Genomic DNA, 14,698 nt, shown 5'->3' on the forward strand with positions numbered 1-14,698 from the left:
ACCGCATCAGTCCCACCGCCCCGTGCGCCTGAGTCACAGCGCACCATGCGAGGCAAGCCCCGGCCCGGTGACCGCATCTTCCTGGGCCTGTCCCGGGGAGCCGGTATCTCCCTCCTGGTGATCATGGCCGCGATCGCGGGATTCCTCGCGTACCGCGCCGGCATCGCCATCTCGAAGGACGACGCCAACTTCCTCACCGAGTCCGAGTGGAACCCGGCGGGCGACCCGCCGGTCTTCGGCATCGCCGTACTCGCCTTCGGCACCGTCGTCAGCTCGATCATCGCGATGGTCATCGCCGTGCCTGTCGCCATCGGCATCGCGCTGTTCATCTCGCACTACGCGCCGCGGAAGATCGCCGCGCCTCTCGCCTACGTCGTCGACCTGCTCGCCGCCGTGCCCAGCATCATCTACGGCCTGTGGGGCGCGCTCTTCCTGGTGCCCTACCTCGGCGGCCTGAACAGCTGGCTCGACGACTACCTCGGCTGGACGTACATCTTCGACAAGACCGGCGAAGGCGTCGCCCGCAACCTGTTCACCGTGGGCGTCCTGCTGGCGATCATGATTCTTCCGATCATCACCAACGTCACCCGTGAGGTCTTCCTCCAGGTGCCCAAGATGCACGAAGAGGCCGCCCTGGCGCTCGGCGCCACCCGCTGGGAGGTCATCCGTATGTCGGTGCTGCCCTTCGGCCGCTCCGGCATCATCAGCGCCTCCATGCTGGGCCTGGGCCGCGCCCTCGGCGAGACGATGGCCGTCGCCGTCGTCCTGTCGCCCAGCTTCATCATCTCCGGTCGCCTGCTGGACCCGGGCGGCGGCACCTTCGCCCAGAACATCGCCGCCAAGTTCAACGAGGCGGACGGGTACGGCCGTGACGCGCTGATCGCCTCCGGTCTCGTCCTGTTCGTGATCACTCTGCTGGTCAACGGAGCGGCCCGCGCGATCATCGCCCGCCGCAAGGAGTACTCGGGGGCCAACGCATGAGCCAGACACTTCAGGACAAGCGTCAGGTGACCACCCCGCGCACCGACCCCCTGTCCCACGCACGGATGCCGCGCTGGGCCCCGGCCGGCATCGCGATCGGCTCGATCGCCGCAGGCTGCGGCATCGGCCTGGCCGCCGGCTGGCACAGCCGCGTCCAGTGGGGAATGATCGCCGCCCTGCTCTTCGTGCTCGCCACCTATGTGATCACCACGAAGATCGAGAACTCCCGCCAGGCCAAGGACCGTGTCGCGACCAGCCTCGTCTGGGTGTGCTTCGTCCTGGCCGTCGTGCCGCTGTTCTCCCTCGGCTGGGCCACGATCAAGGAGGGCATGGCGGTCGTCGACGGCTACTTCCTCGGCCACTCCATGAACGGCGTCCTCGACGCCCAGCCCGGCGGCGGCATCTACCACGCCCTCCTCGGCACGATCGAGCAGGTTCTCATCGCCGCGGTGATCGCCGCCCCGCTCGGCCTGCTCACCGCGATCTACCTCGTCGAGTACGGCCGCGGAAAGCTGGCCAAGGCCGTCACCTTCTTCGTCGACGTCATGACCGGCATCCCGTCGATCGTCGCGGGCCTGTTCGTCCTCGCGACGTGGAACCTGATGCTGGGCTTCGGCCCCTCCGGCTTCGCCGGCGGACTCGCCCTCGCCATCCTGATGGTGCCGGTGGTCGTCCGCTCCACCGAGGAAATGCTGAAGCTGGTCCCGAACGAGCTGCGCGAGGCCTCCCTCGCCCTGGGCGTACCCAAGTGGCGGACCATCCTGAAGGTGGTCCTGCCCACCGCGATCGGCGGCATCACCACCGGCGTGATGCTCGCCGTGGCGCGAGTCACCGGTGAGACCGCCCCGGTACTGCTCCTCGTGTTCGGCACGAAGCTGATCAACCCGAACCCCTTCGAAGGCGCCCAGTCCTCGCTGCCGCTCTACGTGTACGAGCAGTACGCGGTCGGCACCGACGCCTCGATCGCGCGCGCCTGGGGCGCCGCGCTGGTTCTGATCGCCTTCGTCATGATCCTCAACCTGGTGGCCCGCGGCATCGCCCGCTGGAAGGCCCCGAAGACCGGAAAGTAGAACAACCATGGCCAAGCGAATCGATGTGTCCGGCCTGACCGCCTACTACGGCTCCCACAGGGCGATCGACGACATCTCCATGACCGTCGAGCCCCGCTCCGTGACTGCCTTCATCGGGCCGTCCGGCTGCGGCAAGTCCACCTTCCTTCGCACCCTGAACCGCATGCACGAGGTCACCCCCGGTGGCCGCGTCGAGGGCAAGGTGCTGCTGGACGACGAGGACCTGTACGGCTCGAACGTCGACCCGGTCGCCGTGCGCCGCACGGTCGGCATGGTCTTCCAGCGTCCGAACCCCTTCCCGACGATGTCGATCTTCGACAACGTCGCGGCGGGCCTGCGGCTGAACGGCTCCTACAAGAAGAACCAGCTCGCGGAGATCGTCGAGCGCTCGCTCAAGGGTGCCAACCTCTGGAACGAGGTCAAGGACCGCCTGAACAAGCCGGGCTCCGGCCTCTCCGGCGGTCAGCAGCAGCGTCTGTGCATCGCCCGCGCGATCGCGGTCGAGCCCGACGTACTGCTGATGGACGAGCCCTGCTCGGCGCTCGACCCGATCTCGACGCTCGCGATCGAGGACCTGATCGGCGAGCTGAAGGAGCGCTTCACGATCGTCATCGTGACGCACAACATGCAGCAGGCGGCGCGCGTCTCCGACCGCACGGCCTTCTTCAACCTCGCGGCGGTCGGCCAGCCCGGCAAGCTCGTCGAGATCGACGAAACCGAGCGGATCTTCGCGAACCCGTCCGTCCAGGCGACCGAGGACTACATCTCGGGCCGCTTCGGATAAAGCGTCTGCGGGTGCTGCATGGCGGTGCCATCCGCAAGACGACGGGCCCGCCCCCTCTCCCAGGGGGGCGGGCCCACTTCACTGCCCCGTAGCGGCAGCACGACAAGGGCTCCCGGCACGCAGGCCGTCCATCGCACCCTGAACGGGGTCGGCCGGCCCGCTGGCGGGCGCAGCGCATTACATCCAGTCCCGAGCGGCGTCCGGGACACGGGGACGCGTCCGGCCCCGCCGGCGTTTGAGGCGCGGGGGTACGGGGGCGGAGCCCCCGAAACACCGCGCGCAGCGCGGTAATGGGCCGGGCGGAGCCCGGTTGGGGATGGGGGTCCCATGGCCGCCAGGCCATAGGGGGAGGGAGGGCGGGTAGGTGACGCCACAGACACGACGCGACACGGCCCGCGCCCCAACGGGCAACGGGCAACGGGCAACGGGCAACGGGCAACGGGCAACGCGCGACGGGGCCGCCGGCACCCACCCCGTGAGGACCCGGCCGTCAGCCGAAGATCAGGTACACGACCCCGTAGCTGAGCGCAGCGACACCCGCCGCCGCCGGCATCGTGATGAACCACCCCAGGATGATGTTCTTCGCGACACCCCACCGCACCGCGTTGACCCGCTTCGTCGCACCGACACCCATGATCGCCGAGGTGATCACATGCGTGGTCGAGATCGGCGCGTGGAACAGGAACGCAGAGCCGAACATGATCGACGCGCCGGTCGTCTCCGCGGCGAAGCCCTGCGGCGGGTCCAGCTCGATGATCTTGCGGCCGAGCGTCCGCATGATGCGCCAGCCACCCGCGTACGTACCGAGCGACAGCATCACGGCACACGCGATCTTGACCCAGGCCGGGATCGGGTCGCCCTGGTTCTCCACGTCGGCGATGACCAGGGCCATCACCACGATGCCCATCGTCTTCTGGGCGTCCTGGAGACCGTGGCCGAGCGCCATGCCCGCCGCCGAGACCGTCTGCGCGATACGGAAACCGCGCTTGGCCTTGTGCGGGTTGGCGTTGCGGAACATCCACATGATCCCGACCATCACCAGATAGCCGACCGCCATGCCGACGATGGGCGAGACGAACATCGGGATGACGACCTTCTCGAGCACGCCGGTCCAGATGACCTCCGTACCGCCGGCCAGCGCCGCGCCGACCATGCCGCCGAAAAGGGCGTGCGAGGAGGACGACGGCAGACCGAAGTACCAGGTGATCAGGTTCCAGACGATGGCTCCGACCAGCGCGGCGAACAGGATTCCCATCCCGCGCGAGCCGACCGGTGTCTCGATGAGTCCTTCGCTGACGGTCTTGGCCACGCCCTGTCCGAGGAACGCGCCTGCGAGGTTCATCACCGCGGCCATCGCCAGGGCGACGCGCGGCGTCAGCGCCCGCGTGGAGACGGACGTCGCGATCGCGTTCGCGGAGTCGTGGAAGCCGTTGGTGTACGTGAAGAAGAGCGCGACTCCGATGGTCACGACCAGGGCAAAGGTGTCCACGTGGTTCAGGACTCCTTGACCGCGATGGTCTCCACCGTGTTCGCGACGTGCTCGAACGCGTCCGCGGCCTCTTCGAGCACATCCACGATCTGCTTGAGCTTGAGGACCTCGATGGCGTCGTACTTGCCGTTGAAGAGGTGGGCGAGCAGCTTCCGGTGGATCTGGTCCGCCTGGTTCTCCAGACGGTTCACCTCGATCCAGTACTCGGTGAGGTTCTCCATGGTCCGCAGGTGCGGCATGGCCTCCGCGGTCAGCTCGGCGGCCCGTGCCAGGACCTCGATCTGCTGCTCGACGCCCTTGGGCAGTTCCTCAACGTTGTAGAGGACGACCAGGTCGACGGCCTCCTCCATGAAGTCCATGATGTCGTCGAGCGACGACGCGAGGTTGTAGATGTCCTCGCGGTCGAACGGCGTGATGAACGAGGAGTTCAGCTGATGGAAGATCGCGTGGGTCGCGTCGTCTCCCGCGTGCTCCGCCGCCCGCATCCGTTCCGCGATCTCGGCCCTGGCGGAGGATTCCGCCCCGAGCAGTTCCATCAGGAGCTTGGAGCCGGTGACGATGTTGTCCGCGGATGCGGAGAACATGTCGTAGAAGCTCGTCTCCCTGGGGGTCAGACGAAATCGCACGTGGGGTCCTCGGGGTGCTTGGATTCGGTCAGGCTGATGCTAGGCGCATCATCCGGCCACGGCTAACCGGCAGTATCCCAGTGTCGCCCATGAAATTCAGGCGATCTGCACTGGCCCCCCGCGATTTCCGCACGATTCGCTAACATATACCCACGAGGGGTATTCATCCCCTTTTTGGACAACGGGAGGACGCGATGACGACCACCGAGGCGGCCGGCCTTCCGGTCACGGACGGCGAGACGGCTCACGAGGCCGACCACGACCGCGGTGTGCACGGGTACCACAAGCAGAAAGACGAGCACCTCAAGCGGCTGAGGCGGATCGAGGGCCAGATCCGCGGCCTGCAGCGGATGGTCGACGAGGACGTGTACTGCATCGACATACTCACCCAGGTCTCCGCGTCGACCAAGGCCCTGCAGTCCTTCGCGCTTCAACTGCTCGAGGAGCACCTGCGGCACTGCGTCGCTGACGCGGCGGTCAAGGGCGGCCACGAGGTCGACGCAAAGGTGGAGGAAGCGACGAAGGCGATCGCCCGACTGCTGCGCACCTGAGCGATACAGGATGGCTTGTTCTTGTCGCTGCCGGTCGGTGTTGCCGTCCGGCAGCGCTCGACGGGTTGACGCGGGGTGGTCCGGCAAGGAAACAGCCGGTGCGCCTCAGCGGCAGGCGCCACATTTCGAGCCGACCATCAGCACCTCGTCGATACGGTCCGGACTGAGACGCTCCTCGACCGCGGCCGACGCCGCGATCATCAGCTCACCGCACAACTCGATCTCGGCGAGGGCCACGTGGTCGTCCTGGACGGATGTCGTCGTACTGGGCGGTGCCACGTGCAGTCACCTCTTCCGGCCGGTCTCGAAGTTCTCCTGATGTCTCGATTTCCTAGGGTAGGGAGCGGTGCACGCACCGCGCATGGCACGTCCGGACCATTTGGGTTCTGACTCTCTTGGCTCAGACCCCTCGGCCCTCCCCGGCTCCCCCGGCCCCGCGCCACATGCTCAGGGTTCGATCTTTCCGGCGTAGATGTCCTTTTCGTCCGGGAGCTGGACGACGACCCGCGCCCCGAAGTCGAAAAGGACCGTGGTCGATGTGACATCGACCGAACGGCCCTCGTTGGCGAACGTGAAGCGGTGGCGGACCTTCCGTAGCCGTCCCGCCTGGTCGAGATAGACATCGAACGGCACCACGTCCCTGGCGAACCCTTTCGCCGCAGCCGCCAGGGAAGCTCTCGCATGCGGCTCCGCCATCCGCGCCGCCCGCCCGATGTCGGTGGTTCCCGTGAAGTGCCGCATCTTCTGGCCCGACAGCTCCACATCACCGACGTACCGCACGCGGTACGCCGCACGCAGCAGCTCCGCGGCGGCCAGCGGATCCGTCGCCCCGCCCGTGACCAGGTTCCCGTCGTCCAGAGTGGTCGTGTCGACCCTGACCCACTTGTCGGCGGGCACGCCCGCGCCCCGGTTCTTCATGTAGAGGGCGCCCGGCGTCAGCAGCTCGGTGATCGGCTTGTGCTCCTCCTCGCCGGCCGCGTCCGGCGGAAGTACGACCTTCAGCCTGCCCATGCCGCGTACGAAGTCGTACCCGCCCTCGCCCCGGATGGTGACCCGCGTCCCGCCGGTCGCCATCTCCATCGACGTCCGGGCCCTGGAACTGCGTGCGCCGGTCAGCGTGTCCGCCGCTCTGCGCACCTCCCCGGCCGCGTCGCCCGCCCTGCCGGCACCGGCCTTGCCCTCTTCAGCGGCCGCGCCTTCGCCCGAGCATCCGGCCGCCGTCGCCACGGCCATGGCTGCCGCGACGGCGACCGCCCCGCCCCTGCGCCTGTGTTGCACCGCCATCGCCTGCCAACCCCCAACGCCGGACCGCCGCTTGTACGAACCCCGCCCTCCACTCGGTCCCGAGGGGGCGCGGGGACACCCATTCGCATAACGACCGCCCCCGCACGTCGTCACGCCGGGCATCCGGGGTATGAGACGGCCGCCGTCGCAGTACCGTTGACCTGTGCCCCAGCAGGACCCCGCGGCCGGTGAACCGGCGACGCACCAGACCACGACCGTCGAGCGCGGCTCGTTCGCCATAGCCCGTTGCAGTTGCGGCTGGTCGGGTCCCGCGAGACGGTCCCGCGACCGGGCCCGTACCGACGCCCGGTCCCACATACCCGCCCCCGCGGCCTGATCGGCGCCCGGTGCGGGAACCCGCCGCTCCCGGGAGCCGTCTCGTTCCCCAGGAGGTTCCATGGAGCTGGACCGGCGTTCGCTGCTGACCACCGCTGTCGCCCTCACCGTGACCGCCGCCGCGGGTTGCACCGACAACGAACGCGGCACCCCGCGCAGGACCGGCGACCCCACGTCCTCACGCCCCGCACCGTCCGCCGCCCGGAGTGCCGCGGCCGACTGGACCGCCCTGGCGGCCGGCCTCGACGGACGGCTGATCCGCCCCGAGGACGCCGACTACGCGAGCGCGCGACAGCTGTACAACACCCGCTTCGACTCACTGAGACCGGCCGCCGTCGCCTACGTCGCCGGTGAGGACGACGTCAGGGAATGTCTCACCTACGCGAGGACTCACGGCACCCCCGTGTCCATCCGCAACGGCGGCCACTCCTACGGAGGCTGGTCCTCCGGCAACGGCCGCCTGGTCATCGACGTGTCCGCCATCAACAGCGTCGGGGCCGACGGCACGATCGGCGCCGGCGCCAAGCTCATCGACGTCTACCGGACACTGGCCCGCCACGGCCGTACCGTCCCCGCGGGCTCCTGCCCGACGGTCGGCGTCTCCGGCCTCGCCCTCGGCGGCGGCCACGGCGTCACCTCCCGTGCCTACGGCCTGACCTGCGACAGCCTGACGGAGGCGACGATCGTCACGGCCGACGGCAGGCGGCTGACCACGGGACCCGACCGCGACAGGGATCTCTTCTGGGCACTGCGCGGCGCGGGCAACGGCAACTTCGGGGTCGTGACGCGGCTCCGCTTCCGTACGCATCCCACGCCCGACACCGTCACGGCCTTCCTCAACTGGCCCTGGTCGAAAGCCGAGTCCGTACTCGCCGCCTGGCAGCGCTGGGGCCCGGACCAGCCGGACGAGATCTGGTCGTCGCTCCATCTCGCCGCCGGCCCCGGCGGCTCACGGCCCACCCTCAGCGTCTCCGCCTTCACCCTCGGCACCGAGGGTGATCTGCAGAACGCCGTCGACCGCCTCGCGGACGCGGTCGGCTCGTCCGCCTCCTCGGTCGCCCTGCGGCCCCGCGGCTATCTGGACGCGATGCTCGGCTACGCGAACTGCCTCTCCCTCGACGACAACCAGTGCCGCCTGCCCGGCACCACGCCGGGCCGGGACCGGCAGGGCGCGCTGCAGCGCGAGACGTACTCCTCGGCCTCCGACTTCTTCGACCGCGACATCGCCGCCGACGGGCGGCGCGCACTGATCGCGGCGGCGGAGGCGTTCACCCGTATACCGGTGGGCGCGGACGGCGGAGCCGGTTCGATCGCGCTCACCGCGCTCGGGGGTGCGGTGAACCGGGTGGATCCACTGGCTACCTCGTTCGTGCACCGGCGTTCGCGAATCCTCGCCCAGTACATCGCCGCCTGGCGGCCCGGCACCGCCGGCGCCGTGCAGCAGGCCTGGCTGAAGAACACCCACGACTCGATGCGCCGGTTCGCGTCGGGAGCGGCCTACCAGAACTACGCCGACCCGAACCTCACCGGCTGGCGCCGCGCCTACTACGGCCCGGCCCTCGACCGGCTCACCCGGCTGAAGAGGCAGTACGACCCCGACCGCCTCTTCGACTTTCCGCAGGCGCTGTAGGCATTCACCCGCGCCGGGCCCGAGCCGCTCGCGTGACCTTTGCGGCACTGTCCCGTTCCTCATGGACAACGTGCGGACACCTCGGGGCCGCGGAACCACTGTGCCCGGGGGCGCGTCGTGTCCTACGGTCGAAGGACTGAAGTGGCCTTGTCAAGGGGGGCGTGGATGGGAACGGACACACCACTCGCGGAGCGGATCGCCGAACAGCGGGTCGGCACGGGCGATCCCAGGGCGATGGTCGGCGAACTGCGGCGGGCCGTCGTCCTGGTGCCACTCGATGCCGGCGGCCTGTGGACCGCCGAGTCCGGTGGCGTCCGCTGGATCGTCGGCTTCACCGACGAGGAGGCCCTGGCCCGGTTCGCGCAGGCACGGGACGCCGGGGACGGACGGGACACCGGCCGGTCATGGGAGTTCGCCGCCCTGCTCGGGGCACGGCTGCTCGACGAGATCGTCCCGGCGATGCGGGTTCCGGCGGGGGTGGCGATCAACATCGCCGATCCCGGCGGAGCGATGTTCTTCCCGCCGGTCGTGGGCATCGTGCCCGAAGCCGTCGCCGTCGACGCGGACGTCCACGAGAAGGACGGGGGGCGGGACTGATGGGCGACGGTGCGGCGGACCTCGGCGTCGACGCGAACAGCGTCCGGCGGATCACCCATGGGCTGCGCGCGGCGGTGTCCGAACTTCGGGATGTCGGCACCGGCACGGGCTCGGTACTGGGCAAGGGTTTCTCCGAACTGTCGATGACCGGGATGGAGGCGGGACATCACGGCCTGTCCGTCGACTTCGAGGACTATGCCGAACGCTGGGAGTGGGGAGTACGGGCCCTCATCCAGGACGCGAACTCCATCGCGGCGAAGCTCGGACTGGCGGCCGGACTGATCTGGGAGGAGGACCAGTACGTCCAGGGCACCTTCAAGATCGTGGTGAACGCCGCCGTCGGCAATCCGCACGCCTCGGAGGACGAGATCGTCAACCAGAACTGGGGCGACGTCTTCACCCCCGACTACCTGGACCCGGACTACAGCCCGGAATCGTTCCAGCGGGCCGGGGACGAGGCCGCTCAGACCTGGAAGGACACCGGCCGCGCACTGCTCACCGAGGGTTCCGGCGGCCGGCGGACGAGCGCGCTCAACGATCTCATCGGCATCGACCAGGAGGACTTCGACCGGGCGGTGGACGAGACCTTCGGACCGTCGCCGGAGGAACGGGCCCGTCAGCAGCAGGGCGAATCCGGAAACTGATCTGCGGCAGCGGGGGAGCTGAGCAATGGGTATCGGCGATTTCGTCAGTGACATCACACCGGATGTCGTCGAGGACGCGGTCGAGGACGTCACGGAATGGACCGGTGACCGTGTCGAGGACGCCGGGAACTGGACCGCGGACCGCCTCGAGGACGTGGGCTGGGAGTCGGGCGCCGACTGGGTGCGCGAGCAGTCCCGCTCACTGGCCAACCGCATGGGCGCCGAGGTCGACGAGATGAACCTCGGGCAGACCGAGGACAAGACCAAACTCATCTACGGAAGCCCGTCGAAGCTGCGCTCCACCGCCTCCCACCTCAAGGACTTCCAGAGCGCGTTCAACAATGTCGGGCTGGGCCTCGAAGGCCTGGACTCGGACTCGCTGAAGGGCCAGGCGGCGGACGCCTTCCGTCGGACGGTGGCGATCGAACCGCCTAAGTGGTTCAAGGCCGCCGACGCGGCGGAGAAGGCCGCGGGCGCCCTGAACTCGTTCGCAGGGACGGTCGAGTGGGCGCAGGGCCGGGCGCAGGCCGCCATCGACAAGTGGAAGGCGGGCACCAAGGCGTCCGAGGACGCGATGGACGCTCACAACAAGAAGGTCGACGCCTACAACAAGGCCGCCGACCACTACAACGCCCAGCCTGCCGACCAGCGCAACCCTGCCTCCCTGCCGCCGAAACCCGGGGCGTTCACCGACCCGGGCAAGGCCCGGATGGAGGAGGCGCAGGAGATCCTGGCCGAGGCCCGCAAGCAGCGCAACACCGCCGCCGAGACCGCACGCAAGGCCGTGCGGGCGGCACGGGACGCGGCACCGCCCAAGCCCTCGTACGCCGAGCAGGCCATGGACGGCCTGAGCGAACTCGAGATCATGAAGAACCACTTCGGTGGGGGCATCATCAAGGGCGCGGCCGGGCTGGTCACCTTCGTACGCAGCGTCAACCCCCTGGACCTGTACAACATCACCCACCCCGCCGAGTACGCCCTGTCGCTGAACAACATGGCGGCCGGTCTGGTCCAGGTGGCCAACGACCCCTGGGGCGCGGGCAAGCAGATGCTCGACGACTTCATGAAGGACCCGGCGGAGGGGTTCGGCCGGCTGGTTCCCGACGCGCTGCTGGCCGTCGCCACCGGCGGCGCGGGTGCCGCGGTCAAGGGCGTCCGCGTCGCAGACGACCTGTCCGACGCGGCCCGCAGGGCGGACAACGTCGCCGACGCCAGCCGCAAGGCCGGCGACAAGTGCTGCGGCCGTGAACCGGTGGACTTCGCCACAGGACGGATGCTCCTGGCGGACGCCGACGTGTCCCTGCCCGGTGCGCTGCCGCTGGAGTTCCGGCGGGACTACGAGTCGTCGTACCGGGCGGGCCGCTGGTTCGGCCCCAGCTGGTCGTCCACGATCGACCAGCGCCTGACGGTCGACGCCCTCGGTGTGGTCTTCCACGGTGAGGACAATCTGCTGCTGGCCTTTCCGCACCCGGCGCCGGGCCTGCCGGTACTCGCGGAGGCCGGGCCCCGCTGGCCGCTGGAGCGGCACACGGACGGCGGCTACACCCTCACCGACCCCGACACCGGCCATGTCCGCCGCTTCCTGTCCCCGCCCGGGGCCGATCCCGGGGGTGACGGCACCGCCCCGCTGGCCGAGTTCGAGGACCGCCGCGGCCACATCATCACCGCCGAGTACGACGAGGAGGGCGCACCCCTGGCGCTCTCCCACTCCGGCGGCTACCGCCTGTCGTTCACCACGGAGGACGGCCGGATCACCTCGCTGCGCCTGGACGGCGGCACGCCGCCGGGAGCCCCCGGGCCGGGCGGCACGGAGCTGGTCCGCTACGGGTACGAGGACGGCAACCTCACCGAGGTCACCCGCTCCACCGGGCTTCCGCTGCGTTTCGAGTACGACTCGGAGAGCCGCATCACGGCGTGGACCGACACCAACGACTCACGCTTCACGTTCGTCTACGACGACCACGACCGCTGTGTCAGCCAGAGCGGCGCGGAGGGGCACCTGCGGACGGACTTCCACTACTCGGAGCCGGACCCCGCGGGCCTGCGCATCACCACCGTCACCGACTCCCTGGGGCACGTCTGGCGCTACACCGCCAACTCCCGCCTCCAGGTGATCGCCGAGACCGATCCGACCGGTGCGACCGTCCGCACCACGTACGGCCGCTGGAACCGGCTGCTCACCCGAACCGATCCGCTGGGCGCGACGACGGTGTTCGACTACGACGACGCCGGCCGCCTCACCGGGATCACCCGGCCCGACGGCAGCCGGATGCACGCCGCGTACAACGACCTCGGACTGCCCGTCGAACTGACAAGAGAGGGCGGCGCGCGCTGGCAGCAGGAGTACGACGAGCGCGGCAACCGGCTCTCCGTCACCGACCCGGCCGGGCGGACCACGCGGTACACACACGACGCCCTGGGCCATGTCACCACGATCACCGATGCTCTGGGCCAGGTCACACGGCTGCGGCACGACACCGCCGGCCTGCTGCTCGAGCAGCGGCAGCCCACCGGCGCGATCACCCGCTACGTCAGGGACGCCTTCGGGCGCATCACCGAGCTCGTCAGGCCGGACGGCGCCGTGTCCCGCTTCGAGTGGACGCCGGAGGGCAGACTGGCCCGCCGCACAGGACCGGACGGCGCGAGCGAGTCCTGGACGTACGACGGCGAGGGCAACTGCGTCCGCCACACCGACCAGCTGGGCGGCGTCACGCAGTTCTCGTACACCCATTTCGATCTGCTCGCGGCACGCACCGACCCGGACGGCGCCCGCTACGAGTTCGAGCACGACACCGAGCTGCGGCTCGAGCGGGTGACCGGCCCCCAGGGCCTCACGTGGTCCTACGCGTACGACCGCGCCGGCCGGCTGGTCGCGGAGACCGACTTCGACGGCCGCACGATCGGCTACGAGGTCGATCCCCTCGGCCGGGTGGTTGCCAGGCTCACCCCGCTGGGCGAGACCATCCGCTACGAACGCGACGTCCTCGGGCGGGTGACCGGCAAGGACGCCGCCGGGCGGGTCACCACATACGGCTACGACGCGGCGGGCCGGCTCGTCCATGCCGCCGCCCCGGACAGCGAACTGGTCTACCAGTACGACCGCGAGGGCCGGGTCAAGACCGAACTCGTCGACGGCCGGGCCGTCGTCCACGCCTACGACGCGGCCGGCCGCCGGGTCCGCCGCATGACCCCGGGCGGCCAGGTCACCTCGTACGCGTACGACGCGTCGGGCCGTGCCGCCCGACTGGTGGCAAGTGGGCACGAGATGGACTTCGAACGCGACGAGTCGGGTCGCGAGCTCGTCCGCCGCGTCGGCGGCACGCTCACCCTGACGTCCCGCCGCGACGGCGCCGGGCGGGTCACGGCGCAGGAGATCTCGTCCGGTGGCCGCAGCCTCAACCGGCGCAGCTACACCTACCGTGAGGACGGCCACCTCACCGGGATCGACGACGCGCTGAGCGGCCGTCGCCGCTTCGAACTCGACGCCGTGGGCCGGGTCAACACGGTCACCGCGGACGGCTGGAGCGAGTCGTACGCGTACGACGGGATCGGCAACCAGACCGCCGCGTCCTGGCCGGACCGGCACCCGGGCTCACAGGCGCGCGGCGACCGGACGTACACGGGCACGCGGTTGACACGCGCCGGAGCCGACCGCTACGAGCACGACGCCGCCGGGCGGCTGGTCAGGCGCTCCAGGAGCCGTTTGTCCAGGAAGCCAGACACCTGGCGCTACACGTACGACGTGGAGGACCGGCTCGTCGAGGTGGTCACGCCCGACGGCACCGTGTGGCGCTACCGGTACGACCCGCTGGGCCGGCGCACCAGCAAGGAGGGCACCGCCTCCGACGGCCGCGTCCTGGAGCGTGTCGACTTCACCTGGGACGGCACGGTGCTGGCCGAGCAGACCACCAGGCCGGCCGACGCCCCGGTGGTCACGCTGACCTGGGACCACCAGGGGCTCACCCCGGTCGCCCAGACGGAACGCCTCGCCGACTCCGCCACCGGGCAGGAGATCGACGCCCGGTTCTTCGCCATCGTCACCGACCTCATCGGCACCCCGACCGAACTCGTCGACGAGCGGGGATCCATCGCCTGGCGCAGCCGCACCACCCTGTGGGGCACCACGACCTGGAACGCGGACGCCACCGCGTACACCCCGCTGCGGTTCCCCGGCCAGTACTACGACCCGGAGACGGGCCTCCACTACAACCACCACCGCTACTACGACCCGCAGACCGCCCGCTACACCACCCCTGACCCCCTGGGGCTGGCTCCGGCGCCCAACCCGGTCGCGTACGTGCACAACCCGCACACCTGGAGCGACCCCCTCGGCCTCGCGCCGTACGAGAACAACGGCGGGCTCGGCGAGTTGGTGAAGGTGAACAAACCGGACCCCGCGGCCGACGCGCTGGCGGAACGGCTCGGCGGCGAGTCCCGGGTCAAGTTCGAGAACGACCCCAAGGGCCGGGAGATCGACGCCATCAGCGACGAGTACGTCGCCCAGTCGAAACCGGAGGGCATGCAGATGGGAAGTGCCCTGCGAAACCAGGCAAAGGCCACATTCGAGTACGCGCTACAATCCGGCCGCACCCCGTACTTCCACTTCGACGGCGAGCCCGGACCGGGCGTGATCGACAAGTTGAAGGAATACGGCCGCCGGTACGGGATCGAACCGGTCATCGACACGACCCCGCTGGAATGAGGAC

13 protein-coding genes are annotated in these 14,698 nt (G+C 69.8%); 9 read left to right on the plus strand and 4 right to left on the minus strand.

What is annotated here, in order from left to right; genetic code table 11:
• Positions 1 to 45: 45 nt before the first annotated feature.
• From pstC to pstB, 3 genes are read left to right on the plus strand one after another with little or no spacing between them, the layout of a single operon-like run.
• Positions 46 to 981 (plus strand): phosphate ABC transporter permease subunit PstC, encoded by a 936-nt coding sequence (gene pstC / locus ACFYV1_RS20200; RefSeq protein ID WP_389396863.1) that lies wholly within the window; start codon positions 46 to 48, stop codon positions 979 to 981.
• Entirely contained in the window at positions 978 to 2,051 is a 1,074-nt protein-coding gene (gene pstA, locus ACFYV1_RS20205; protein WP_389396864.1) for a phosphate ABC transporter permease PstA, read from the plus strand. The genes pstC and pstA overlap by 4 nt, the downstream gene beginning before the upstream one ends.
• Before the next feature lie 7 nt (positions 2,052 to 2,058).
• Positions 2,059 to 2,835 (plus strand): phosphate ABC transporter ATP-binding protein PstB, encoded by a 777-nt coding sequence (gene pstB / locus ACFYV1_RS20210; protein WP_389396865.1) that lies wholly within the window; start codon positions 2,059 to 2,061, stop codon positions 2,833 to 2,835.
• Positions 2,836 to 3,325: 490 nt separating this feature from the next.
• Here the strand turns inward: pstB and ACFYV1_RS20215 are convergent, their stop codons facing one another.
• Both ACFYV1_RS20215 and ACFYV1_RS20220 read right to left on the minus strand, forming a co-directional pair.
• A complete protein-coding gene (locus tag ACFYV1_RS20215) occupies positions 3,326 to 4,324 on the minus strand; it encodes an anion permease (RefSeq protein WP_389396866.1) in 999 nt (332 codons plus the stop codon).
• 5 nt (positions 4,325 to 4,329) lie between these two features.
• Complete coding sequence (locus ACFYV1_RS20220; protein WP_344357841.1) at positions 4,330 to 4,950, minus strand: DUF47 family protein; 621 nt, start codon at positions 4,948 to 4,950, stop codon at positions 4,330 to 4,332.
• Between the two features lie 194 nt (positions 4,951 to 5,144).
• Here ACFYV1_RS20220 and ACFYV1_RS20225 point away from each other — a divergent pair, with 194 nt between their 5' ends.
• Positions 5,145 to 5,501 carry a metal-sensitive transcriptional regulator gene (locus ACFYV1_RS20225; RefSeq protein ID WP_389396867.1) on the plus strand — a complete coding sequence of 119 codons (357 nt, stop codon included), beginning with the start codon at positions 5,145 to 5,147 and terminating at the stop codon, positions 5,499 to 5,501.
• Between the two features lie 105 nt (positions 5,502 to 5,606).
• On the opposite strand, the gene ACFYV1_RS20230 is transcribed toward ACFYV1_RS20225, so the two are convergent.
• The gene (locus ACFYV1_RS20230; RefSeq protein WP_389396913.1) at positions 5,607 to 5,786 is read right to left on the minus strand and encodes a hypothetical protein; all 180 of its coding nucleotides are present in this window, start codon (positions 5,784 to 5,786) and stop codon (positions 5,607 to 5,609) included.
• Positions 5,787 to 5,948: 162 nt separating this feature from the next.
• Positions 5,949 to 6,785: a hypothetical protein gene (locus tag ACFYV1_RS20235; RefSeq protein WP_389396868.1), complete on the minus strand. Its 837-nt coding sequence runs from the start codon at positions 6,783 to 6,785 to the stop codon at positions 5,949 to 5,951.
• A gap of 163 nt (positions 6,786 to 6,948) precedes the next feature.
• Between ACFYV1_RS20235 and ACFYV1_RS20240 the strand changes: the two genes are divergently transcribed.
• From ACFYV1_RS20240 to ACFYV1_RS20260, 5 genes are all read left to right on the plus strand, one after another.
• A complete protein-coding gene (locus ACFYV1_RS20240) occupies positions 6,949 to 7,122 on the plus strand; it encodes a hypothetical protein (RefSeq protein WP_389396869.1) in 174 nt (57 codons plus the stop codon).
• Positions 7,123 to 7,182: 60 nt separating this feature from the next.
• Entirely contained in the window at positions 7,183 to 8,751 is a 1,569-nt protein-coding gene (locus tag ACFYV1_RS20245; RefSeq protein ID WP_389396870.1) for an FAD-binding oxidoreductase, read from the plus strand.
• 165 nt (positions 8,752 to 8,916) lie between these two features.
• Positions 8,917 to 9,348 carry a hypothetical protein gene (locus tag ACFYV1_RS20250; protein WP_389396871.1) on the plus strand — a complete coding sequence of 144 codons (432 nt, stop codon included), beginning with the start codon at positions 8,917 to 8,919 and terminating at the stop codon, positions 9,346 to 9,348.
• Complete coding sequence (locus tag ACFYV1_RS20255) at positions 9,345 to 9,992, plus strand: hypothetical protein (protein WP_389396914.1); 648 nt, start codon at positions 9,345 to 9,347, stop codon at positions 9,990 to 9,992. The genes ACFYV1_RS20250 and ACFYV1_RS20255 overlap by 4 nt, the downstream gene beginning before the upstream one ends.
• A 25-nt stretch (positions 9,993 to 10,017) precedes the next feature.
• Positions 10,018 to 14,694 carry a putative T7SS-secreted protein gene (locus ACFYV1_RS20260; protein WP_389396872.1) on the plus strand — a complete coding sequence of 1,559 codons (4,677 nt, stop codon included), beginning with the start codon at positions 10,018 to 10,020 and terminating at the stop codon, positions 14,692 to 14,694.
• The last annotated feature ends 4 nt before the right edge of the window (positions 14,695 to 14,698 follow it).

Origin of the sequence: Streptomyces sp. NPDC003023 (genome assembly GCF_042888225.1) — a bacterium.
GTDB lineage: Bacteria > Actinomycetota > Actinomycetes > Streptomycetales > Streptomycetaceae > Streptomyces.

Excerpts from the sequence above, each read along its gene's own strand:
- pstC (WP_389396863.1), top strand. The coding sequence starts at position 46 with ATGCGAGGCAAGCCCCGGCCCGGTGACCGCATCTTCCTGGGCCTGTCC.
- pstA (WP_389396864.1), top strand. The coding sequence starts at position 978 with ATGAGCCAGACACTTCAGGACAAGCGTCAGGTGACCACCCCGCGCACC.
- pstB (WP_389396865.1), top strand. The coding sequence starts at position 2,059 with ATGGCCAAGCGAATCGATGTGTCCGGCCTGACCGCCTACTACGGCTCC.
- ACFYV1_RS20225 (WP_389396867.1), top strand. The coding sequence starts at position 5,145 with ATGACGACCACCGAGGCGGCCGGCCTTCCGGTCACGGACGGCGAGACG.
- ACFYV1_RS20235 (WP_389396868.1), bottom strand. The coding sequence starts at position 6,785 with ATGGCGGTGCAACACAGGCGCAGGGGCGGGGCGGTCGCCGTCGCGGCA.
- ACFYV1_RS20245 (WP_389396870.1), top strand. The coding sequence starts at position 7,183 with ATGGAGCTGGACCGGCGTTCGCTGCTGACCACCGCTGTCGCCCTCACC.
- ACFYV1_RS20250 (WP_389396871.1), top strand. The coding sequence starts at position 8,917 with ATGGGAACGGACACACCACTCGCGGAGCGGATCGCCGAACAGCGGGTC.
- ACFYV1_RS20260 (WP_389396872.1), top strand. The coding sequence starts at position 10,018 with ATGGGTATCGGCGATTTCGTCAGTGACATCACACCGGATGTCGTCGAG.